This is a genomic window from Yersinia rohdei ATCC 43380 (assembly GCF_000173775.1).
Classification (GTDB): domain Bacteria; phylum Pseudomonadota; class Gammaproteobacteria; order Enterobacterales; family Enterobacteriaceae; genus Yersinia; species Yersinia rohdei.
Genome location: NZ_ACCD01000033.1, coordinates 18,668 through 42,350 on the forward strand (window position 1 = coordinate 18,668; position 23,683 = coordinate 42,350).

The following is a 23,683-nucleotide window of genomic DNA, read 5'->3' on the forward strand; positions in this document are numbered from 1 at the left end:
ACCCATGTGGCGTTTATATATTTCTACCGGCGAATTTATCCGCGCGGTTACTGTGATGCTTTCAACCGTAACACTCTGTTTGTACAGAGAGTTACGGTTATTTTTGTCAGACTGACCTTAAATTGCTACAAGGTATGTCCCTACCTTTGATGCAAATTAAGGTGCCGCGACCACAAATGATTGCTGCTGAGCTTCGCTCGACAGGCGCTGTTGCAGTGCTACCGCTTGTTCTCGGCTGCTAAATGGCCCCAGTTGAACACGGTGTACACTGCCATTGGTAGCGACTTTGCCCGGCACACCAAAACGTTGGCTCAAACTTTGCTGCCAGGTTTGTGCGCGCTGCGCATCACTCAAAGCACCAACTTGAACTACATAACCATAACTGCCCGATGTTGCGGCGCCAGCTGTGGTTGAGGTCGATGTGACGGGGCCTGGGTTGGCAACAACCGGTGGTCTAACGGGTTCAGAACCCATGGTTGAAGCTGAGCTAACAACGGGTTCAGAACTTTCCAGTACGCCTGCCGGCACTGCGGTTGATGCTCGCAAAAAACCACTGCTTTGTGGTGCTACCGGTTGGGCGGCATCAGCACCAGACAAATTACTGTTGTCGATAGGGCGCACTGGCGCACTCGCTGCCGGAGCATCTTGCTGCATTGGTGTTCCCATACCGCTGGAGGTCAAGTCCGGGCGGCTCGGTAGGGCGTAGCTTTGTTTGGCGATAGTCGTGCCGACCATGCCGGGGCCTGACAATGAACCATCTGGGGCGACATTGATAAAATCAATTTTCACCTTGGTATTATTCGAGATATTCAAGCGATCAGCCGCAGCTTTGGATAAATCAATTACTCGGCCCGGAGTATAGGGCCCTCGGTCATTCACTCGAACTACAATTTGACGGCCATTGCTGACGTTAGTCACCCGCACATAGCTTGGAATTGGCAGCGTCGGGTGGGCCGCAGTCAAGGCGTTGGGGTCAAAGATTTCGCCCGTCGCGGTAGAGTTGCCATTAGCTTCTTCACCATACCAGGCAGCCAGGCCAATCTGGGAGAAGTTTTGTGGATCCTTGACGATGGTGTATGACTGGCCATTCGCTTTATAATCCTGATTAAAGTTAGGATTAAAAGGCTCATAGCGCGGTTCAGCACCGCCGATTTCTTCAACCGGGCCATTGTATGTTTGCTGTACTTGTTGCTGGGGAGCCGGTGGTTGACTGGTACATGCTGATAACAGCACACCTGCGATGCCGACCCAAAGCCATTCCTTACGCATTGCTCACCTCTATAAATTCTTAGATAACATTTTTCGATGAGTATGTATCGACATCACGATACCAAACCCGGCCATCAGAACTATCAGCGCCGAGCCTCCGTAGCTGACCAAAGGCAAAGGTACGCCAACCACAGGTAAAATTCCACTTACCATGCCTATGTTAACAAACACATAGACAAAGAGTATCAGCATTAACCCGCCAACCATCACTCGGCCAAAGGTCGTTTGTGCATGGGCGGCAATCACCAGGCCGCGCATGATAAGGCATAAATAAAGGGCTAACAGCACCAGTACGCCAATTAAGCCCAGCTCTTCTGCCAGCACGGCAAAGATAAAGTCAGTGTGGCGTTCTGGTAAAAACTCTAGCTGTGACTGTGTGCCGTGTAACCAGCCTTTGCCCGATAGTCCGCCAGAACCAATGGCTATTTTAGACTGAATAATATGATAACCCGCACCCAGCGGGTCACTTTCTGGATCCAGCAGCATCATCACGCGATCCCGCTGATAGCCGTGCATCAGGAAAAACCAGAGAATAGGAATAAACCCAGCAACCAACACCGCAGCAATGGCGATTAAACGCCAACTCATGCCCGACAGGAAGAGGACAAACAGGCCAGAAGCTGCAATCAGGATAGAGGTACCAAGGTCGGGCTGAGCGGCGACCAATAAGGTAGGTAAAAAGATTAAAATCAGTGCGATAGCTGTATTTTTCAACGAAGGCGGACAGACGTCACGGTTCATGAAACGTGCGACCATTAATGGCACAGCAATTTTAGCAATTTCAGAGGGTTGGAAGCGAATAAAACCCAAGTCTAACCAGCGCTGTGCTCCTTTACTTATTTGGCCAAAGGCATCAACCAATATCAATAAGATAACGCAGACGAAATAGAGGTAAGGAGCCCAGCTTTCATAGACGCGTGGTGGTATTTGCGCCATCACCAGCATAACCACCAGACCCATGGCAATCTGGGCGATTTTGCGCTCCATCATGCCCATGTCTTGCCCGCTGGCGCTCCACATCACGAAGGCGCTATAAGCCAGTAGCGCCAGTACGCAAATCAGAAACGGCAGGTCAATGTGCATTTTGTACCACAAAGAACCTTTTTTTTGATTATCAGTCATGAGTTACCTTAATCCGCTTCAACTAATCTGCCTCAACTAATCTGCTTCAACACCTGGAGGCAGAGGGGCTGCATCCGGTAATTCAGTATTGTTATCGCCTAATAGAATATGGTCGAGGATTTGACGAGTAATCGTCCCCACCGCGGGCCCAGCACCGCCATTTTCTAAAATCATCGCGACAGAGACTGTCGGGTTTTCGTATGGCGCGAAGGCGACCATCAACTTATGGTCACGTAAATGCTCTGCCACTTTGTGGGCATTATAGGTTTCGTAGCTGTATACCTGTGCAGTACCTGATTTTGCTGCCGCTTTGTACGGCGTGCCTTCAAAGAACTTACGGCCGGTTCCATTTGGGCGGTTGGCAACACCATACATACCGTCTTTGGCAATTTCCCAATAACCGGAATGAATATCACCAATATGGGTATCATCTTCTTGTTTATAAGGGACTAAAACGCCATCAACACGCGTGCTTTGCAGTAAATGAGGCGTTTTAACCACCCCATCATTTATCAGCGTCACTAAGGCTTTCGCCATCTGGATTGGCGTCGCCGTCCAGTATCCCTGACCGATGCCTACAGGGATGGTATCCCCTTGATACCAAGGTTTTTTATGACGTTTTTGTTTCCATTCACGGGTTGGCATCAGCCCGGCCCGCTCTTCGGATAAATCAATGCCGGTATATTCACCATAACCGAATTTACTCATCCATGAAGATAAACGGTCAATTCCCATATCATATGCAACCTGATAGAAGAAGGTGTCCGCCGATTCTTCCAGAGCCTTGGTGATATTCAACCGGCCATGCCCCCATTTTTTCCAGTCGCGGAAGCGTTTTTCTGAACCGGGCAATTGCCACCAACCGGGATCAAACAGGCTGGTATTTTTGTTGATGACGCCAGCACTGAGCGCGGAAACTGCAATATAGGGTTTTACCGTCGAAGCTGGGGGGTAAACGCCTTGCGTCGCTCGGTTTATCAATGGGCGGTTCGGGTCGTTCAATAGCCCCTGATAATCTTTACTAGAGATTCCATCGACGAATAAGTTAGGGTCGTAGCTTGGATTAGACACCAAGGCCAAAATTCCACCTGTACGCGGGTCAGAAACTACTACTGCGGCACGGCTGCCGCTAAGTAATTGTTCAATATAGATTTGTAGGTGTAGATCGAGCGTCAGATAAATATCTTTACCGGCTTGAGGTGGCTGCTCATGTAACTGGCGGATAACCCGGCCACGGTTATTGACTTCAACTTCTTCATAACCGGTTTTGCCGTGCAAGACGGATTCATAATAACGTTCAATACCCAACTTGCCGATATCGTGAGTCGCGGCATAGTTGGCTAAAATGCCTTCTTTATCCAACCGCTCGACATCTTTATCGTTAATTTTAGAAACATAGCCAATAACGTGGGTCAGCGCTGAGCCGTACGGATAGAAGCGGCGTTGATAGCCTTTGACTTCAATGCCGGGGAAGCGGAATTGGTTAACGGCAAAGCGGGCGACCTGTACCTCAGTGAGCGGTGTTTTAACCGCAATGGAGGTAAAGCGACGTGAGCGCTTACGTTCTTTTTCAAAATTGGCGATATCTTCATCCGTCAAATCCACTATCGGGCGCAGTGCATTGAGGGTTGCAGGGAGGTCTTCAATTTTTTCCGGCATCAGTTCTAGCTGGTAGATGGTCCGGTTCATCGCCAGCGGTGTGCCGTTGCGGTCAAAAATCATGCCACGACTCGGGGCGATGGGTACCAGCTTAATGCGGTTTTCATTGGAGCGAGTGCGATAGTCTTCGAAACGAACTATCTGCAAATTGTACATGTTGGCGACCAATATCCCGCTTAGCAGCAGGATACCGAGGAAAGCCACCAGGGCGCGCCGGACAAACAGGGCTGATTCAGCCGAATAGTCGCGAAAAGGGTTAGGTTCTTTTTTCATCCCGCTACTTACTTCATTCTATTCAGGGTCATCATGTTACTCAGGTTCATCGCCTGTTTATTCCCGGTGATAGGGGTGATTGGTCGTAATACTCCAGGCACGGTAAAGGCTCTCCGCCACTAAAACGCGCACTAAAGGATGTGGTAGCGTGAGCGGAGAGAGCGACCAGCTCTGTTCTGCTGCAGCTTTACAGGCCGGGGCTAACCCCTCCGGCCCGCCAATCAAGAGACTGACATCACGGCCATCCTGCTTCCAGCGTTCTAATTGCTGTGCCAGCTGCGGAGTTTCCCAGGGCGTCCCTGGGATATCCAGCGTGACAATGCGGTTATTCTTGCCCACCGCCGCCAGCATTAATTCGCCTTCTTTTTCCAAAATGCGTTTAATATCCGCATTCTTACCCCGTTTTCCGGCCGGTATTTCTACCAGCTCGAAGGGCATGTCTTTGGGAAAGCGGCGCAGGTAATCGATAAAACCTGTCTGCACCCAGTCTGGCATTTTGGTGCCGACGGCTACCAGTTGCAGTTTCACCGCTTAGCTCCAGAGTTTTTCCAGTTCATACATACGGCGGCTTTCTTCTTGCATGACATGGACAATGACTTCGCCCAGATCAACAACTATCCAGTCAGATACGCCCTGACCTTCGATACCCAGAGGTATCATGCCGGCCTTGCGAGATTCTTGAACCAGATTATCTGCCAGCGCCATAACATGGCGAGTGGAAGTACCGGTACAAATAATCATGCAATCGGTGATGCTAGATTTACCCTGAACATCCAGGGCGAGAATATCTTGGCCTTTCAAATCATCGAGTTTGTCGATAACAAATTCTTGGAGTGCTTTACCTTGCAAAGGTTCCCCCTCGGGTGGTTTCTGTCTATAACGTTCTCAGGTACTGTTTCACGGGAAAATCCGTCGACAGTGACCGGTAATGAACTGTTATGATTTATTTATCGGCAGGATGCCGCTGAAAGCCTGCTGTTCACAATGTTTCACAGGGGTTTTCAGCGAATACCTGAAATTTAGCGGCGGAGTATAACATGGGTCAATGCGTCGCGATATAAACCCTCAGCCGCGATACAAACCTTGTAACTCAATATATCGCTGAACAGCTCGTGGCAGCAGATCATCACAATTTTCACCATTATGACGCCGCTGGCGAATATCGGTAGCAGAAATGTTCAACAATGGCGTGTTTGCCAGATAGATAGCCCCATGTGGCCGCGTGCTTAGCAGTTGTGGATCTAAGACCTGATGGGCTTCGAGCCATTGTTGTAACTCTGCTGTGTCTAGTGTTTGCGCATAGCCAGGGCGGGCACAAACTAGCAGGTGGCACATCTCTAACAGTGATTCCCAGCGATGCCATTTATGCAGTGATAATAATGAGTCCTGCCCAATAATAAACGCTAAAGGCTGTTTGGCACCACGTTCTTTACGTAGTAATTCCAGTGTGTCGACGGTGAATGATGGGCTGTCACGCAATAATTCACGTGAATCAACGCTAAACAACGGATTACCTGCAATCGCCAGTTCTACCATTTTTAGCCGTTGTTGGGCATTGGCCTCGGGTTGGGGGCGATGGGGAGGGACATTATTGGGTAATAATATAATTTGCTGCAAACCCACTTCTTGAGCCAATGCTTCAACTGGCTTTAAATGGCCATAATGAATCGGGTCAAATGTACCGCCGAACAAGGCATGCAGGGTGCGAGTCGGTGATTTATTAGGCATCAAGAAAGCTCTCAGGTAATAATTTTCCACACATCAGCATAGATAGCGTTTCTAACTCAGGCCAGATTGATTGGCCATAATCCTGTTTCAGACGCACTTCTATCTGTGCCAATAAATGAACGGCTTGTTGCAGTTGCTGCATAGAAAGACGTTGCAGCGCCTGAGTCATCAGTGGGCGGCGGTTCTGCCAAACTTTAAACTGGTCAAATAACGTGCGCAAAGGGACTTGTTCCATTCGGCGCTTTAGCGTTAATAACTGTAATAACTCACGTTGCAGGGTGCGCAGCAAAATCACCGGTTCGCTGTCTTCTTGCTGTAATTGTTGCAGAATATGCCAGGCGCGTTTGCTTTTTCCTGCCAGTAGGGCATCAAGCCAGTGATATGGGGTGAAATGCGCGGCATCGTTGACCGCTTGTTCGACTTTCGGCAGTGTTAGTTTCCCGTCAGGATAAAGCAACGATAGCCGCTCTAATGCCTGAGATAGCGCCAGTAGGTTACCTTCGTAGCAATAACACAGCAGTTGAATTGCGGCATCATCGACCTCCAGGTTGAGGCTTTTGGCACGGGAATTAACCCAGCGCGGAAGTTGGGCCTGTTCGGGGGTTTGGCAACTGACTAAAACGCCATTCTTGCTGAGAGCTTTAAACCAGAGGCTGTTTTCTTGTGCTTTGGTCAGCTTATTGGCTCGTAATATCAGCAGAATATCTGGATGTAATAGGCCCGATAACTTGACTAATTGCTCATTCATCGGTGCCGTTAACCCACTGTCAGGGAAATTGAGCAGCAGTGTCTGGCGGCTGGCAAACAGACTCAGTGCCTGACAGAGGCTAAATATAGTGTCCCATTCGGTGTGGGCATCTAGTGCAAAGCTAAAATGCTCACTGAAATCATGTTGGGCTGCAACACGGCGAATATTATCTTGGCTTTCTTGTAGCAATAGCGGTTCGTTGCCACACAGCAGATAGCAAGCGCGCAGCCCCTCATGGAGCTGCGCGACAAGTTGTTCAGGATAAATTCGGATCATTTCGCAGAGGTACTGACAGCCGGTTTACCAATGTTGATTTCTTTAACATTGGCTGTTTTGTTACCGCCGGTGGTCACTGTTTTATTACCGTCTTCCTGTGCATTTTTGACTTCCGCAGCATGTACGGCAAGGAGCTGACGTACTAACTGTTGTGCTGCCTGGTCACGCATTTCTTGGCGAAGTACATCGGCTTCTGCATCTTTCGCGAGCGCCGTTAACGGGTTATCGAAGAAGCTGCGGAAGACATTGACCCGCAATGGGTAAATATCATGGCCAGGAATCAATACTTGCGCCTGCACATGCAACACTAACTGGTACTCAGCCGTTACACCGTTTTGAAAGATTGACACTGTCGTCTGATTTTCTGACGAGCCGATAATCCGTAGCGTCGGTAAATCTTTACGCATCGGATCATCAACAATGGTGACGTTACTTAGGCGTAATTGTTGACGTACTGCTCGGGTCAATGGGCCATAAGGGTCACTACTTTCCAGCAACAGTTTTTGCAGTTCAGTTGGCACCTGAGTGGTGCCCCGCAAATTAAAGCCACAGCCAGCGGTGACCAGCACCGCCAACCCTAGCAACAACGTCAGAATACGATGTCGCACAACTCCTCCTTGTCTTAACCCACAACCAGGTTAAGCAGTTTGCCAGGGACATAGATTACTTTACGCACGGTAACCCCATCCAGGTATTTAGCCACCAAGTGCTCTTGAGCCGCACGTTCACGAACGAGCTCCTCAGTAGCATCGGCCGGCACAGTAATTCGGCCACGCACTTTACCATTAACCTGTACAACCACTAATTTAGAGTCTTCGACCATCGCTTGTTCATCAGCAACTGGCCATGGTGCGGTATCAACATCACCTTCACCACCCAGAGCCTGCCACAAACTGAAGCAAACATGAGGAGTGAACGGATAAAGCATACGAACCACTGCCAGTAATGCTTCTTGCAGCAGAGCACGGTCTTGTGCTGTTTCTTGCGGTGCGCGGCCCAGCTTGTTCATCAATTCCATCACTGCGGCGATTGCAGTGTTGAAGGTTTGACGGCGGCCCACGTCATCCGTGACTTTGGCAATGGTTTTATGCAGATCACGGCGTAAGGATTTTTGCTCTTCCGTCAGGCTGGCAATATCCAGCGGCGCTGTTGCCCCTTTTGCCGTGTGATCAAAGGCCAGACGCCAAACACGTTTCAGGAAGCGGTTTGCCCCTTCAACGCCAGACTCTTGCCATTCCAAGGTCATTTCTGCCGGTGAAGCAAACATCATAAAGAGACGCACGGTGTCTGCACCGTATTTTTCTACCATGATTTGTGGGTCGATACCGTTATTTTTCGATTTCGACATTTTGCTCATACCGGCGTAAACCAGTTCATGGCCTTCGGCATCTTGTGCTTTAACAATGCGGCCTTTGTCATCACGCTCAACAATGGCATCAACTGGGGAAACCCAGATACGCTCACCATTAGGCCCGGTGTAGTAGAAGGCATCAGCCAGAACCATACCCTGACATAACAGGCGCTTGGCCGGTTCATCAGAATCAACTAACCCGGCATCCCGCAGCAGTTTATGGAAGAAGCGGAAGTACATCAGATGCATGATGGCATGTTCAATACCACCCACATATTGGTCGACGGGCAGCCAGTAGTTAGCCGCAGCTGGGTCTAGCATGCCTTCGTCAAACTGTGGGCAGGTGTAGCGCGCGTAATACCAGGATGATTCCATAAAGGTATCGAAGGTATCGGTTTCACGCAGGCCAGGAATACCATTTACAGTGGTTTTCGCCCACTCAGGGTCTGCTTTGATTGGGCTAGAAATCCCATCCATCACCACATCTTCTGGCAGGATAACGGGCAGTTGATCTTCGGGCGTTGGAACCACGGTACCATCTTCCAAGGTTACCATCGGGATAGGCGCACCCCAATAACGTTGGCGGGATACACCCCAGTCACGCAGGCGGTAATTGACTTTACGCTCACCGACACCCAGTGCCACCAGTTTATCGGCTATGGCATTAAAACCATCTTCATAACTCAGGCCATCAAATTCGCCAGAGTTAAACAAGGTGCCTTTCTCGGTCATGGCTTCCTGACTCAAGTCTGGCTCACTGCCATCAGCGGCTAAAATAACCGGTTTGATTGGCAGGTTATATTTGGTCGCAAATTCATAGTCACGCGCATCGTGGCCAGGAACTGCCATGACAGCGCCAGTGCCGTAATCCATCAAGACAAAGTTAGCCGCCCAGATAGGCAGTTTTTCACCGGTCAGTGGATGGATTGCATACAGGCCGGTTGCCATGCCTTTTTTCTCCATGGTCGCCATTTCAGCCTCGGCAACCTTGGTATTACGGCATTCAGCAACAAAATCAGCCAGCGCAGGATTAGCGGCAGCGGCTTGCAATGACAATGGATGACCCGCAGCAACAGCCAGGTAAGTCACACCCATAAAGGTGTCTGGACGTGTGGTATAAACGGAGAGTTTCTCTTCGCTATCGGCGACGTCGAAAACGATATCAACCCCTTCAGAGCGGCCAATCCAGTTACGCTGCATGGTCTTAACTTGCTCTGGCCAGCTTTCCAGCGTATCCAGGTCGTTCAGCAATTGGTCAGCATAATCTGTGATTTTGATAAACCACTGTGGGATTTCTTTGCGTTCAACCTTGGTATCACAGCGCCAGCAGCAGCCGTCGATCACTTGTTCGTTGGCCAGCACAGTTTGGTCATGTGGGCACCAGTTAACCGCAGAGGTCTTTTTGTAGACCATGCCTTTTTCATACAACTTGGTGAAGAACCACTGTTCCCAACGATAGTAATCTGGTTTACAGGTGGCAATCTCACGATCCCAGTCATAGCCGAAGCCCAGTAATTTTAACTGGTTCTTCATGTATTCGATATTGTCGTAAGTCCAAGGGGCCGGTGCGGTGTTATTTTTTACCGCAGCGCCTTCTGCAGGCAGGCCAAATGCATCCCAGCCAATGGGCTGTAACACGTTTTTACCCAGCATCCGCTGGTAACGGGAGATAACATCGCCAATGGTATAGTTACGAACGTGCCCCATATGTAGGCGTCCTGAAGGGTACGGCAGCATTGATAGGCAGTAATATTTTTCTTTGCTGGTATCTTCAGTGACTTTAAAAGTTTGCTTCTCTTGCCAGTGAAGCTGTACTTGCGATTCGATTTCTTCTGGGCGGTATTGCTCTTGCATGGCGGCCGGTGGTCCTATAGTGAAAAACAGCTACGCCTGTAGCATCATCTGTTTCATATCATAAAGAGAGATCCGCATAGCATAGCTGATAAGCGGCAGCGGCAACAACACTCTGCGTCCTACTGAAGGGTTTTTCTGCGCAGTGAATGGCAGAAATAACGAAAGTGGGGGAGATAATGACCTGATGATGACGTGACTTCAGTCATTTACGACTAAAATAATTAACGTTAACTTTAGTATCAGAGTAAGGACAGACAGAGAACAGAAAGGAATAAGCACCATGAGCCGATAAAATTAGCTTTAATGCTGTTTTATTCGGCACAACTTTACTTTATCACAACCGTGGATCGAGGAGATTATATGAACAAGGTAGCTCAATATTATCGTGAGTTAGTGGCATCACTGACTGAACGCTTGAAAAATGGTGAACGTGATATCGATAAGCTGGTGGAGAGCGCCGAACAGAAGTTGAATGCAGCCGAAGACTTAACGCGTGATGAAGTTGAGCAAATCATTCAGGCGGTGCGCCGTGATGTGGAAGAGTTCGCCCGCAGTTATGAAGAAAGTAAAGATGAATTCACTGACAGTGTCTTTATGCGAGTTATCAAAGAAAGCCTATGGCAGGAACTGGCTGATATTACAGATAAAACACAATTAGAATGGCGCGAGGTGTTTAAAGATGTCAGCCATCATGGCGTTTATCACAGCGGTGAGGTGGTTGGGTTAGGTAATCTGGTCTGTGAAAAATGCCATTATCACATGGCTTTTTATACCCCAGAGGTGCTGCCACGTTGCCCTAAATGCGGACATGACCAGTTTACTCGCCGGCCATTCCATCCTTAAAGGTTTTTTTGGCTGCTCAGAGCAGCCAGTCAGGCACATTATTAATGATTTTAAGGGAGAACAACCTATCCACAGCGGGATAGGTTGTAATGCTATTATTCAATTAATGCAGAATTTTCGCCAGGAAGTCTTTGGCGCGATCTGATTTAGGATTGTTAAAGAAATCATCTTTGTTGCTGTCTTCGACAATTTTCCCTTCATCCATAAAAATAACCCGGTTAGCCACTTTGCGGGCGAAGCCCATTTCGTGGGTTACGACCATCATGGTCATGCCTTCCAGCGCCAGTTTGACCATCACGTCCAGCACTTCATTGATCATTTCTGGGTCAAGGGCTGAAGTCGGTTCGTCAAACAGCATTGCAATCGGGTCCATACAGAGTGCGCGGGCAATAGCAACACGTTGTTGCTGACCGCCAGATAACTGAGAAGGAAATTTATCCGCATGAGTGGTTAGACCAACGCGCTCCAGCAGTTTTAGACCCTTTTCCCGTGCTTGTGCTTTATCGCGTTTTAACACTTTGATTTGCGCCAGTGTTAGGTTTTCAATAATAGACAAGTGAGGGAATAGTTCAAAATGCTGGAACACCATGCCAACTTTGGAACGTAACTGTGCCAGATTGGTTCCTTTATCATTCACGCTGATGCCATTAACTGTAATATTGCCTTTTTGGATAGGTTCTAGCCCATTAACGGTTTTTATTAAGGTGGATTTGCCTGAACCTGAAGGGCCGCAGACTACCACGACCTCGCCTTTTTTAACTTCAGTGGTGCAATCAGCCAGCACCTGAAATTGGCCGTACCACTTAGAAACATTTTTCAGGGAAATCATCAAACAGTCCTTTTCTTCAAATAGTTAACCAGCATCGACGCGCCAAAACTGATAACGAAATACACAAAACCAGCAAACAGCACCATTTCAACCTGAGTACCGTCCCGCTCGCCAATGGTCGTTGCGGTGCGGAAGAAATCGGCCAGGCTGAGGACATACACCAGCGATGTATCCTGAAATAACACGATCCCTTGGGTTAACAGCAATGGCACCATGGCACGGAAAGCTTGTGGCAGGATAACCAGTCTCATTGACTGGCCCTGAGTCATGCCCAGCGCTAACGCCGCAGAGGATTGCCCACGAGAGATACTTTGGATCCCAGCACGGATAATTTCTGAGTAATAAGCAGCTTCAAATAGTGAGAAGGCTACCATGGCAGAGATGAGGCGAATATCAGTTTTTGGCGATAAACCCAGTACATTTTGTAAGAAGCTTGGAACCACCAAATAAAACCACAGCAGCACCATCACCAACGGAATCGAGCGGAACACGTTGACATAAGCGGTGGCAAACCAACTGATTGCTTTAACTGGTGACAGGCGCATCACGGCCAAAATCGTTCCCCAAAGGATACCAAACACAATGGCGATAATGGTGATTTTGGCAGTAATAGCCAAGCCTTGCAGCAGGTATGGCAGGCTAGGGGCGATGGAACTCCAATCAAATTCGTACATTATTTACTCCCCAGATTGCCGGGTAACTGCACTTTCTTTTCAACTAATCGCATTAACAACATGATTACGGCGTTGATAAGTACATAACCAAGGGTGATAGCGGTGAATGACTCATAGGCGTGAGCTGAATAATCCAGCAGCTTACCGGCCTGTGCCGCCATATCCACCAGCCCGATTGTTGAGGCAATCGCTGAGTTTTTTACCAGGTTGAGCATTTCTGAGGTCATCGGGGGAATAATCACCCGATAAGCATTCGGCAGTAAAACATAACGATAAGTTTGTGGCAGGGTTAATCCCATTGCCAGGCCAGCGGCTTTCTGACCACGAGGCAGAGACTGGATCCCCGCGCGTACCTGTTCGCAAACTCGGGCAGCAGTAAATAAGCCAAGGCAAATCATTGATGAGAGGAAGAACTGAATATTCGGATCCAACTCACTTTTAAACCACATGCCAATATCAACCGGCAACAGTTCAGGGACCACCAAATACCAAGTAAAGAATTGCACAATCAGTGGGACGTTACGAAACAGCTCGACGTAGCAGGCCCCAATCCCTGACAGGATCCGATTGGGCACGGTTCTGAGAATACCGAACAGTGAACCGATGAGAAAGGCAATCACCCATGCGCAAAGCGATAATGCGACAGTGACTTGAAAACCAGCCCAAATCCAGCCGAGATAGGTGGTATTACCGAAAGGGGCGGGTTGTAGAAAAATACCCCAATTCCAGTCTATTGACATAACTAACTCCCTTAAAAGGATGGACAAGCCACCCTGATGACTGATGATTCAATGCGTTGCCGCCTCCCGAGGATGAACAAAAAAACGCGGAGTGGGGAACGGCCACCCCGCATCCTGTCTCCCAATCGGGCCATCATCAATCGAGCGGGTAGACACCGCCTACCCTGATTATTATTGTTAGTTCAACGCTTTATCGTTAGGGGCTTTGAACAGCACTTTCATTTCATCAGACAGTTCGAAATTCAAGTTAAGGTTTTTAGGTGGAATTGGGTTTTTGAACCAACGATCAAATGATTTTTCAGCAACACCAGAGGTTTGTGCGCTAGCAATGGTCTCATCCAGCAGTGCTTTAAAGGCAGGATCGTCTTTACGTAGCATGCAGCCGTAGGCTTCCTGAGACTGTGGTATGCCGACGATTTCCCACTGATCCGGTTTCTTGGCTTTAGCACGTTCGCCAGCCAGCAAAGCATCATCCATCATAAAGGCCACTGCACGGCCACTTTCTAATGTACGGAATGAATCGCCGTGGTCTTTGGCGCTGATGATGCGCATGTTCATTTTGTCTTTTTCATTCAGCTTGTTTAGCAACACTTCAGAGGTTGTCCCCGAGGTTACCACTACAGCTTTATCAGCCAAATCTTTGAAATCTTTAATGTTTGAGTCTTTTTTGGTCAGTAAGCGTGTACCGACGACAAAAATGGTATTGGAGAACGCGGCTTGTTTCTGGCGTTCCAGGTTATTGGTGGTGGAACCACACTCAAAATCAAAAGTACCGTTTTGCAACAATGGAATACGGTTTTGTGAGGTGATCGGGATAAGCTTCACCTGTAAGTCTGGCGCGTTAAGTTTTTTCTTGATCGCATCGACGATCAGATTGGAATAATCTTGTGAATAACCAACCACTTTCTGCTGATTATCGTAATAAGAGAATGGGACAGAAGATTCTCGGTGGCCGACGACAATCACGCCGTTATCTTTAATCTTTTTCAATGTGTCAGCGGAAGCATCTGCCTTTGCTGCGGCTTGCTCTGGTTTTGCTGCTTCTTCTGCATGGGCTACACCACTTGCCATCCCAGCTAACAGTAGTGCTAACGCCAATTTACGCATATGCATAGTCCAACTCCTTTGCTGTTGTTTTTTACCTAATGTGTTCTTGCTCGATGTTGTGATACTTGAAATGTCGTCATGTTAAAAGTGTGAAATGCGAAAATTTGTCTTATTTTGCGGTACTGACGTAACCACGGATATTTGTTGGTTAACACATCATTTTCGCTGTTAGTTGTATCAGATTATCTTTAAAAAATAGCCAATTGTTATGCAAATGATGAATAAATGTTTGTTTTTTGGGACGCAAATCGCACCAAATAAAGGCAATAAAACAGTCTGGCACCATTACGGTGCGTGTCATGCCCTATAAATGTGCGGAACATTACGACGATCCCATGATTTGAAAACCGCTTTTGGGTAGCGACGGCACTAATTCCCACCGATAGCCCAATAATGGCTGACAGCTAACACAATTTAGTTAGAGATAATGCAAGGTCTGTGCCAGTCGCAGGAGAAACATGAGCTAATAGCCCTATAAATTGAGGGCTATGGGGGAGTCAGTGGGGGCGGGGGGCAGCTTGTATCATTAACTAACCCGCAGGTGTTGGCACTGCGGGTTAATTTAATTGTTGCGAGCTTAGCTTAGCTGGTGGTTGTTGATAGCCAGATGGGCCTTAAAAACGTCCAGTGCGGTTGGAACCGCCTCTTTTCCTACATGTTTTTCTGGATTCCACAAGTCGGCAAAGGTAATCGCCCGACCACAGTGGATAAAGACTTCGTCCACTTCAATGACTAACACACTGCGTGCAGGCTGGTTATTTTGGCTAAAGCGCTCGCACAGTTCTGGGTCGACAGATATTTTCGCCCGGCCATTAACCCGAAAACCTTCAGTCCAGCCAGGTATTAAGAACAATATTCCAATGAATGGGTTTTGCAGTAGATTGCGGATACCATCCAGGCGATTGTTTCCTGGCCGGTCTGGCAGAATCAGGGTTTTGCTGTCCTGCACATGGATAAAACCGGGCTCACCGCCTTTCGGTGAGCAGTCGATACCTGAGGCTCCCAGCGTACCCAGCACGGCAAAGGGAGCGGCAGCGATCAGTTTTTTAGCATAATCATCAATGTGATCTATTTGTTTTTTCAGCACATTTTTATTAGGTGCGGCGTAATGTTCGCTTAATTGTGCTTCAGTGGTGAGGATAAATTCAGGATTCAGTGACATAAGGCTCTCAAATTGCAAATCATGCTAATTATTTGTACTAAGCGGCAAGATAACAGCAGTGATAACGATTCGCAATACTGATAATGAGGGAGCAGAAAGTGGGGCATGCGGCTCGCATGCCCCAGATAAGAGCGTAGTCGACTATTTTCTATCAGCGCGGCTGCGAGCCGTCAGCAACAGAGTCAATGCGCCGAAAATCAGGGTAATAATCCACATTGGCCACGAACCAAAACGCGCATAAGGGGTTATCCCTGTGGTTGGTGTGACGGTCACTTCCAGCACCTGCTGGGTGAATTGTGGGATTTGTGCCAGAACCTCACCGCTTGGGCCAATGGCCGCAGTAATGCCATTGTTGGTCGAACGCAGCAGAGGTCGGCCTAATTCCAATGCGCGCATACGCGCCATCTGGAAATGCTGCCACGGCCCAATAGAATGACCAAACCAGGCATCATTGGAGACAGTTAGCAGGAAATTGGTATCAGGGTTGAAGTTATCGCGCACTTGCTGGCCCAATATAATTTCATAACAAATTGCGGCTGTTAGATTAAACCCAGCGACATTGAGCTGTGGCTGTACATAATCGCCTCGACTAAATGATGACATAGGTAAATCGAAGAAAGGTGCCAATGGGCGCAGCAGTGATTCTAACGGCACAAATTCGCCAAATGGAACCAGATGGTGTTTGCTATAGCGATTGCGAGTTGGATACTGATACGGTTCTTTATCCCCTAACACAATGATGCTATTGAAGAAGTGGTAACCTTTACCTTCAGGCCGGGGCTGGGCATCAACAATTCCGGTAATCAGGCTGCTGTGTTTGGCCCGCATCAGATCATCGACCATAGTCAGGAAGGCAATTTGATCGGTTTCAATATCGGGTATCGCTGATTCTGGCCAGATAATAATTGGCGCTTTACCCATAAATGGCCGGGTTTCATCCAGATAAATTTGCAACGTGTTGAGCAGGACTTTCGGGTCCCACTTCATTGACTGCGCAATATTACCTTGCACCATAGCGATATTTACGGCGCGCTCTGGTTGGGGAGTGAACCAATCTAACTGGCGCAGTGGCCAGGGCAGCAATAGCATGGCTACGGCAATAACTGCAGCACTAATACGGCGTTGATAACAGGCGTAGACCAGCAAGCCGCTTATCGACATCAACATAAAAGTGATGCCATCGACCCCTAATATTGGGGCAATGCCACGCAGTGGGCCATTAATCTGGCTATACCCAAATTGCAGCCACGGGAAGCCGGTTAATACCCAGCCCCGCAAAAATTCTGTTAATTGCCATACGACGGGAGCAGCAATCGCCAGCCGCCACCAACTGGCTTTAGGGCACAATCGTGTCAAGACACCGGCGAACAGCATGGTATAGAGTGAAAGGTAGGCCGCCAGTAACACCACTAGGAAAATATTGATAGCCGTTGGCATTCCGCCAAACTCGGAGATACTGACATAGACCCAGTTAATGCCAGTGCCAAATTGCCCCATACCCCAACAAAAACCAATGAATGCGGCCTGTTTAGTGCTGCGATTCAATGTCAGGCTGAGTAAGCCAAATAGCGAAATAATGGCTGCCGGCCAACTATCAAATGGCGAATACGCCAGCGTACCGCAGGCGCCAAAAAATAGCGCCAGTAGGGCGCGAACCCACTGGCGTTGAAGGTATGAAGCGATAGGCATCGAGGGTTATTCTTCCAATTTTGGTTGCGGAGCATCATCCGGGATTTTCACATGAACCTGAATAATACGACGGCTATCCGCCATGGCAACTTTAAATAAGTAACCTTCAATTTCAATGGTTTCACCGCGAGCAGGTAAATGACCAAAGGCCTGCATCACTAAACCACCGATAGTGTCGACTTCATCGTCGCTGAAATGGGTATTGAACACTTCATTAAAATCTTCAATTTGTGTCAGCGCACGAATGGTATAAGTGTGGCGACTGAGCTGACGGACATCTCTGTCTTCTTCATCGTCATACTCATCTTCTATTTCGCCAACGATCAGCTCAAGAATATCTTCAATGGTCACCAGGCCTGAAACGCCACCAAACTCATCAATGACAATTGCCATATGATAGCGCTGGGAACGGAACTCCTTTAGCATCCGATCAACACGCTTACTTTCGGGCACTACAACCGCCGTCCGTAAGACTTTATCAATACTGAATGGCTCGGAATCTGTGCGCATAAACGGCAGCAGATCTTTGGCCATCAGGATGCCTTCGATATGATCTTTATCTTCGCTGATCACCGGAAAGCGGGAGTGAGCCGATTCAATAATGACATCCAAGCACTCATCCAGCGTTTGATTACGCTTTAATGTGACCATCTGAGAGCGGGGGATCATGATGTCCCGCACGCGCTGTTCGGCGATATCCATCACGCCTTCCAGCATGTCTCGGGTATCGGGATCGATCAGATCGTTTTGCTCAGAATCACGGATAAGCTCTACCAGATCGCCACGGTTTTTAGGTTCACCGTGGAATAACTGGTTAAGGATGAGAGTAAAGAACCCTTTCTTGGGACTGGGGCTATCGTTGTTTTGTGAGTGGTCGTCGCTCATGGCGTTTTAGTTAAGTTTACCCATGTTTACCCGCCGCATTTGAGATCGCAGTAATGTTAGCTAACTTCATACATCTTAATGAGTTGTAAGCTCATTGGGATGAATTATTTTGCCAGCTACCTGCAATTTCACGTTCTTTGGGTTTAGATTAATATTATCGGCAGCGGTAAATTCACACCGCCGACAGCTCTTACTTATTCCTATCAATATGACAGGCTTACTCGGGGTCTTTCTCTGAAATATAAGGGTCTGGATAACCCAAACTTTGCATTATTTCAGTTTCAATCGACTCCATTTCTTCAGCTTCATCGTCAACGATGTGGTCATACCCTAGCAGATGGAGACTGCCGTGAACAACCATATGCGCCCAATGAGCTAATAGTGCTTTCTCTTGTTCAATCGCTTCTTGTTCAACCACCTGGCGGCAAATGATTAAATCGCCCAGCAATGGCAGTTCAATTTCAGGTGGGGCCTCAAAAGGAAAAGACAAGACATTGGTCGATTTATCTTTACCACGATAAGTCAGATTTAGCTCATGGCTTTCTGCTTCATCGACAATGCGGATAGTCACTTCAGAGACTTCCTGAAATTGGGGCAATACCGCCTCTAACCAATGTTGAAAATCTGCTTCAGTCGGTAAACCCTGGCTATCGGCGCAGGCAATTTGTAAATCGAGTATAACTTGGCTCACGGAGCCTCCTGCTCAGACGGGGTATGAGTTTCCCGCTTACGTTGTTCGGCAATCGCCTCTTTGCGTTTTTGTTCCGCAGCTTCCCAGGCCTCATAGGCAATAACTACACGGGCGACCACGGGATGGCGTACTACATCTTCACTATGGAAGAAGTTAAAACTCAGTTCTTCGACTTCAGATAACACTTCAATTGCATGGCTTAAGCCCGATTTTTGGTGGCGGGGTAAGTCCGTTTGCGTGATATCACCGGTTATCACCGCTTTGGAGTTGAAACCAATGCGAGTCAGGAACATTTTCATCTGTTCGATAGTGGTGTTCTGGCTTTCATCCAAAATGATAAACGCGTCATTCAGTGTGCGGCCACGCATATATGCCAGCGGTGCCACTTCAATTACATTGCGCTCAATCAGTTTTTCAACCCGTTCAAAACCGAGCATTTCGAACAACGCATCATAAAGTGGGCGCAGATAAGGGTCGACTTTTTGGCTGAGATCACCGGGCAAGAACCCCAGTTTCTCACCGGCTTCAACTGCCGGGCGTGTCAACAAAATACGCCGTACATTTTGGCGTTCTAAAGCATCTACCGCCGCCGCTACCGCCAGATAGGTTTTCCCGGTACCGGCCGGACCAATCCCGAAAGTGATATCGTGGTCGAGAATATTGGCGATGTATTGTGCCTGATTTGGCGTGCGAGGCTTGACCATGCCGCGTTTGGTTCGGATATTCACGGCTTTGCCGTAATCCGGCACACTCTCGGCGGTTTGTTCCAAAACACGGCTCTCTTTCACCGCGAGGTGGATATCCTCGGGGTCGATATCCGGGATAACACCTCGGATGGGGGCCGTATCAACATACAGATGGCGCAGGATATCTGCCGCTGCAACAACGCAGATATTCTTACCGACTAATTTAAAACGGTTATCACGACGATTAATTTCAATACCTAAGCGGCGTTCCAACTGTTTGATATTATCATCAAAAGGGCCGCACAAACTCAGCAGACGCTGATTATCGGCGGGCTCCAGCAAGATTTCTTGTGTCACTACGTGCAAACTGTTTCTCTGAGTCACTGCGTTCCTCTGGGTCACTTAGGGCCGGTTTGTTTGAAACCTGAGTGCAATTCCGGTCATCTTTCAACTGATCGGGGCGCTATCTGCACCTGTTCAAGCTATTGATTTATCTTAATTGCTTGGGGAATTCAATCGCCGCCTACGTCAATTGCTGCCTACAATGTATTGGGCATGTCCCACACATTAATATTATTAGTATGATTTATTCATATAACGTCAATCATACATGTCATTTCTAAATTATTCATGGCGCATGGTGCTGACGCAAGTTTACCGCGTATTAATCTGTGCCTTTTTCTCTATTCAAATAGCGACAACTACATTCAAATAGCGACAACCCCGAGGTGCAACTTAAAAAGCTGGAATCTGCGCAGTTGCTCGCCAAAATAAAACAGGCACTGACAATGCAGCACCTGCTGATGCGAGTTAACTCGAGGAATTGACACTAAGGTTGATACAGACCGACCCCGATTTCATTCTCTTTGCGAGTACGCGCAATCACTGATTGCGGAGACTCATGAACCCGCAGATTCATTTGATCTTCGGTGCGTAGCAAAACACCGCGTAATGAACTGGCATGTACATCAATAATTTCTACGTCAACGAATTTGCCAATCAGTTCTGGCATGCCTTCAAAGTTCACTACGCGGTTATTTTCGGTACGCCCGGCCAGTTCCATGACATTTTTGCGTGAAGTGCCTTCCACTAAAATGCGTTGTACTGTGCCAACCATTTCGCGGCTGATTTCCATCGCTTGCTGGGTAATGCGCTGTTGCAGGATATGCAGTCGCTGTTTTTTCTCCTCTTCGGACACATCGTCCGGTAGGTCTGCCGCCGGTGTGCCGGGGCGCGAGGAGTAAATAAAGCTGTAGCTGGTATCAAACCGAATATCTGCCACCAGTTTCATGGTTTGCTCAAAATCCAGCTGAGTTTCACCGGGGAAACCAATAATAAAATCAGAGCTAATTTGAATATCAGGCCGCGCCTGACGCAGTTTGCGGATGATGGCTTTGTACTCAAGCGCGGTATGGGCGCGTTTCATCATCGTTAAAATGCGGTCAGAACCACTTTGCACCGGCAGGTGCAGGAAGCTCACTAACTCTGGCGTGTCCCGATAAACATCAATAATATCATCAGTAAATTCAATCGGATGGCTGGTGGTAAAGCGCACGCGGTCAATGCCATCAATAGCAGCAACTAGCCGTAATAGTTCGGCAAAACTACAGATATCGCCGTCATAGGTGGCACCGCGATACGCATTCACATTCTGACCGAGCAGATTAACTTCTCGCACACCTTGAGCAGCTAACTGTGCGATTTCAAACAAGATATCGTCACTTGGCCGGCTAACTTCCTCACCACGGGTGTAGGGCACCACACAGAATGTGCAGTATTTATTACAGCCTTCCATAATGGAGACAAATGCAGTAGGGCCTTCCGCGCGGGGTTCAGGTAGGCGGTCGAATTTTTCAATTTCAGGAAAACTGATATCGACAATTGGGCTGTGGGAGCCTTGCACATGGTTAATCATTTCCGGCAGGCGGTGCAGGGTTTGCGGCCCAAAAACGACATCAACACAAGGTGCGCGCTGGCGCAGATGTTCACCTTCCTGTGACGCCACACAACCGCCGACGCCAATAATTAATTCGGGGTTTTTCTCTTTCAGTAGCTTCCAGTGGCCCAGTAAGCTGAACACTTTTTCTTGCGCTTTTTCACGGATAGAGCAGGTGTTTAGCAGCAGTAAATCTGCTTCTTCCGGGTTCTCGGTCAACTGATAACCATGGGTGCTGGCCAGCAAATCAGCCATTTTTGATGAATCATATTCATTCATCTGGCAGCCCCAAGTTTTGATGTGCAGTTTTTTAGTCATTGAATTATTCATCTTAAAAATCACAGCGCGTCGTGATGAACAGCGTTGCGCTCTGTAATAAAAGTTTTCTGCAATAGAATTGCGGGTAGCACTAAGGCTGCGTGGTTATGGGAGTATTGTAGTCATTTGCCTGTGCGATGACCACCGCATAACGGTTTTCTTATTCTGCTGGGTGATGAAAAATCCGGTACACTTAGGACGGATATTAATTTTCACCTTTAAAGCATGGCCAAAATGAATAAATCGCAACCAAATTATGATGTTGTGGTGGTCGGCGGTGGCATGGTCGGTGCCGCTGCGGCGCTAGGATTAGCCCAAGCGGGCTGGTCGGTGGCATTACTGGAACATGAGGCACCCGCGGCGTTTGATGCCAATAGCGCACCGGATTTACGCGTTTCTGCTATTGGGTGCACGTCAGTATCACTGCTAAAGCAGCTCAAGGTCTGGCCACGGGTGCAGCAGATGCGCTATGCGCCTTATCGCCGGCTTGAGACGTGGGAACAGCCGGGTTCTGAGGTCGTCTTTGATGCGGCTTCGCTGTCTTTGCCAGAATTAGGTTTTATGGTAGAGAATCGGGTTTTGCAACTCGCACTGTGGCAACAAATGGCAGAATGCCCAAATTTGGCGTTGCTGTGCCCGTCACGGCTGCAAACTATGGTTAGAATAGACGAGTGCTGGAATATCACCCTAGATGCTCAGCAAGTGATACAGGGCCGTTTAGTGATAGGGGCCGATGGTGCCAATTCCTTGGTGCGTCGTTTAGCCGGGATTGGGACTAGTGGCTGGCAGTATCGTCAGTCTTGTCTGTTAATTACGGTCGCAACTGACACTGCCCAGCAAGACACCACCTGGCAACAGTTCTTCCCAACAGGGCCGCGTGCTTTTCTGCCGTTGTTTGATAATTGGGCCTCATTGGTCTGGTATGACAGCCCGCAACGCATACGCCAGCTTCAGGCGATGCCAATGGCACAATTAAATCAGGAAATCGCTGCGGCCTTCCCATCACGCCTGGGGGCTGTCAAAGCAATTGCGGCCGGTTCTTTCCCATTGGTTCGCCGTCATGCGCAGCAGTATGTGCAGCCGGGGCTGGTATTACTCGGAGATGCCGCCCATACCATCAACCCATTGGCCGGGCAGGGGGTTAATCTGGGGTATCGGGATGTTGATGCCCTGCTGGAGGTATTAAATCAGGCGCGTGAACAGGCCGAGATTTGGTATAGCGAGCCGGTATTACTGCGTTATCAGCGCCGCCGCCGTACAGATAACCTGATTATGCAAAGTGGGATGGATGTGTTTTACACCACATTCAGTAATAACCTGCCAGCAGTGAAATTTGTCCGTAATTTAGCGCTAATGGCCGCGCAGCGGGCTGGTAAGCTTAAAGAGCATGCACTGAAGTATGCACTAGGTTTGTAGGTGATAGAATTAGGGATGTAGGTGACTCGCGGTTATAGCCAGTAGGCAGACATTGGTTTTGCTTACCGGCTATAGGAGCGTAACTCATCAATTATCTTTGGATTTCGTTCAATAATCATCAGTAACCTCAATGCGGCCCCAGCAGTAATTCCCCGATGTTGTTCCCAACTTGGCACCAATCCCTTGCTGACCCTCACAATTTTGGCGAATAATGGGCGTTGCTACAAACTCAAGGAAACCCATTCCTGTGACTCCATGTCATTGCCATGAATTGAGTCTGTGGTACGACAACTGTTTTGGAAAAGAATGAAGCCAGGGACAATGAAGAGAGTGAAACGCTGAAAAGCAAAAAGCCCGCCGAAGCGAGCTTTTCTAAATTTGGCTGGGGTACGAGGATTCGAACCTCGGATGCTGGAATCAGAATCCA

General features: G+C 48.4%; 22 protein-coding genes. 2 read left to right on the plus strand and 20 right to left on the minus strand.

All coding sequences use genetic code 11. From position 1 onward, the window contains the following. Positions 1 to 156 precede the first annotated feature (156 nt). The 9 genes from rlpA to leuS form a co-directional block, all read right to left on the minus strand. Positions 157 to 1,269, minus strand: coding sequence for an endolytic peptidoglycan transglycosylase RlpA (gene rlpA, locus YROHD0001_RS02490; protein WP_004716308.1), 1,113 nt, complete (start codon positions 1,267 to 1,269; stop codon positions 157 to 159). Positions 1,270 to 1,278: 9 nt separating this feature from the next. Then, positions 1,279 to 2,391 (minus strand): peptidoglycan glycosyltransferase MrdB, encoded by a 1,113-nt coding sequence (gene mrdB / locus YROHD0001_RS02485; RefSeq protein ID WP_004716309.1) that lies wholly within the window; start codon positions 2,389 to 2,391, stop codon positions 1,279 to 1,281. Between the two features lie 36 nt (positions 2,392 to 2,427). Beyond that, positions 2,428 to 4,323: a peptidoglycan DD-transpeptidase MrdA gene (mrdA, locus tag YROHD0001_RS02480; protein ID WP_004716310.1), complete on the minus strand. Its 1,896-nt coding sequence runs from the start codon at positions 4,321 to 4,323 to the stop codon at positions 2,428 to 2,430. Positions 4,324 to 4,380: 57 nt separating this feature from the next. Continuing rightward, the gene (gene rlmH / locus YROHD0001_RS02475; RefSeq protein ID WP_004390602.1) at positions 4,381 to 4,851 is read right to left on the minus strand and encodes a 23S rRNA (pseudouridine(1915)-N(3))-methyltransferase RlmH; all 471 of its coding nucleotides are present in this window, start codon (positions 4,849 to 4,851) and stop codon (positions 4,381 to 4,383) included. Between the two features lie 3 nt (positions 4,852 to 4,854). After that, positions 4,855 to 5,172 (minus strand): ribosome silencing factor, encoded by a 318-nt coding sequence (gene rsfS / locus YROHD0001_RS02470; RefSeq protein ID WP_004716311.1) that lies wholly within the window; start codon positions 5,170 to 5,172, stop codon positions 4,855 to 4,857. Positions 5,173 to 5,388: 216 nt separating this feature from the next. Continuing rightward, on the minus strand, positions 5,389 to 6,051 hold the full coding sequence (gene nadD / locus YROHD0001_RS02465) for a nicotinate-nucleotide adenylyltransferase (RefSeq protein WP_032818010.1): 663 nt from the start codon (positions 6,049 to 6,051) through the stop codon (positions 5,389 to 5,391). Next, positions 6,044 to 7,075 (minus strand): DNA polymerase III subunit delta, encoded by a 1,032-nt coding sequence (gene holA, locus YROHD0001_RS02460; protein WP_032818012.1) that lies wholly within the window; start codon positions 7,073 to 7,075, stop codon positions 6,044 to 6,046. Before holA ends, nadD begins: the two co-directional genes overlap by 8 nt. Next, a complete protein-coding gene (gene lptE / locus YROHD0001_RS02455; RefSeq protein ID WP_032818015.1) occupies positions 7,072 to 7,683 on the minus strand; it encodes an LPS assembly lipoprotein LptE in 612 nt (203 codons plus the stop codon). The genes holA and lptE overlap by 4 nt, the downstream gene beginning before the upstream one ends. A 14-nt stretch (positions 7,684 to 7,697) precedes the next feature. Continuing rightward, entirely contained in the window at positions 7,698 to 10,280 is a 2,583-nt protein-coding gene (leuS, locus tag YROHD0001_RS02450; protein ID WP_004716315.1) for a leucine--tRNA ligase, read from the minus strand. Positions 10,281 to 10,640: 360 nt separating this feature from the next. Between leuS and YROHD0001_RS02445 the strand changes: the two genes are divergently transcribed. Then, the gene (locus tag YROHD0001_RS02445) at positions 10,641 to 11,123 is read left to right on the plus strand and encodes a zinc ribbon-containing protein (protein ID WP_032818018.1); all 483 of its coding nucleotides are present in this window, start codon (positions 10,641 to 10,643) and stop codon (positions 11,121 to 11,123) included. Positions 11,124 to 11,226: 103 nt separating this feature from the next. On the opposite strand, the gene YROHD0001_RS02440 is transcribed toward YROHD0001_RS02445, so the two are convergent. The 10 genes from YROHD0001_RS02440 to miaB form a co-directional block, all read right to left on the minus strand. Then, a complete protein-coding gene (locus YROHD0001_RS02440) occupies positions 11,227 to 11,952 on the minus strand; it encodes an amino acid ABC transporter ATP-binding protein (RefSeq protein WP_004716317.1) in 726 nt (241 codons plus the stop codon). Then, a complete protein-coding gene (gene gltK, locus YROHD0001_RS0118610; RefSeq protein WP_032818020.1) occupies positions 11,952 to 12,626 on the minus strand; it encodes a glutamate/aspartate ABC transporter permease GltK in 675 nt (224 codons plus the stop codon). The genes YROHD0001_RS02440 and gltK overlap by 1 nt, the downstream gene beginning before the upstream one ends. Next, complete coding sequence (locus YROHD0001_RS02435) at positions 12,626 to 13,366, minus strand: amino acid ABC transporter permease (RefSeq protein ID WP_004716318.1); 741 nt, start codon at positions 13,364 to 13,366, stop codon at positions 12,626 to 12,628. The genes gltK and YROHD0001_RS02435 overlap by 1 nt, the downstream gene beginning before the upstream one ends. 177 nt (positions 13,367 to 13,543) lie before the next feature. Further along, complete coding sequence (locus YROHD0001_RS02430) at positions 13,544 to 14,479, minus strand: amino acid ABC transporter substrate-binding protein (protein ID WP_004716319.1); 936 nt, start codon at positions 14,477 to 14,479, stop codon at positions 13,544 to 13,546. A gap of 571 nt (positions 14,480 to 15,050) precedes the next feature. Continuing rightward, a complete protein-coding gene (locus YROHD0001_RS02425) occupies positions 15,051 to 15,635 on the minus strand; it encodes an MSMEG_1061 family FMN-dependent PPOX-type flavoprotein (RefSeq protein WP_004716321.1) in 585 nt (194 codons plus the stop codon). Positions 15,636 to 15,776: 141 nt separating this feature from the next. Continuing rightward, on the minus strand, positions 15,777 to 17,324 hold the full coding sequence (gene lnt, locus YROHD0001_RS02420; protein WP_004716322.1) for an apolipoprotein N-acyltransferase: 1,548 nt from the start codon (positions 17,322 to 17,324) through the stop codon (positions 15,777 to 15,779). Positions 17,325 to 17,330: 6 nt separating this feature from the next. Further along, the gene (corC, locus tag YROHD0001_RS02415; protein ID WP_004716323.1) at positions 17,331 to 18,209 is read right to left on the minus strand and encodes a CNNM family magnesium/cobalt transport protein CorC; all 879 of its coding nucleotides are present in this window, start codon (positions 18,207 to 18,209) and stop codon (positions 17,331 to 17,333) included. Between the two features lie 217 nt (positions 18,210 to 18,426). Next, positions 18,427 to 18,900: an rRNA maturation RNase YbeY gene (gene ybeY / locus YROHD0001_RS0118615; protein WP_032818022.1), complete on the minus strand. Its 474-nt coding sequence runs from the start codon at positions 18,898 to 18,900 to the stop codon at positions 18,427 to 18,429. Then, positions 18,897 to 19,970, minus strand: a complete 1,074-nt coding sequence (locus YROHD0001_RS02410; RefSeq protein ID WP_186373630.1) for a PhoH family protein — start codon at positions 19,968 to 19,970, stop codon at positions 18,897 to 18,899. The genes ybeY and YROHD0001_RS02410 overlap by 4 nt, the downstream gene beginning before the upstream one ends. Before the next feature lie 445 nt (positions 19,971 to 20,415). Continuing rightward, positions 20,416 to 21,840 (minus strand): tRNA (N6-isopentenyl adenosine(37)-C2)-methylthiotransferase MiaB, encoded by a 1,425-nt coding sequence (miaB, locus tag YROHD0001_RS02405; RefSeq protein ID WP_032818025.1) that lies wholly within the window; start codon positions 21,838 to 21,840, stop codon positions 20,416 to 20,418. Between the two features lie 234 nt (positions 21,841 to 22,074). Here miaB and ubiF point away from each other — a divergent pair, with 234 nt between their 5' ends. Then, a complete protein-coding gene (gene ubiF / locus YROHD0001_RS02400; protein WP_032818031.1) occupies positions 22,075 to 23,256 on the plus strand; it encodes a 3-demethoxyubiquinol 3-hydroxylase in 1,182 nt (393 codons plus the stop codon). Between the two features lie 108 nt (positions 23,257 to 23,364). Here ubiF and YROHD0001_RS20840 read toward each other — a convergent pair whose 3' ends face one another. Further along, positions 23,365 to 23,499 carry a hypothetical protein gene (locus YROHD0001_RS20840; RefSeq protein ID WP_004716328.1) on the minus strand — a complete coding sequence of 45 codons (135 nt, stop codon included), beginning with the start codon at positions 23,497 to 23,499 and terminating at the stop codon, positions 23,365 to 23,367. Between the last annotated feature and the right edge of the window lie 184 nt (positions 23,500 to 23,683).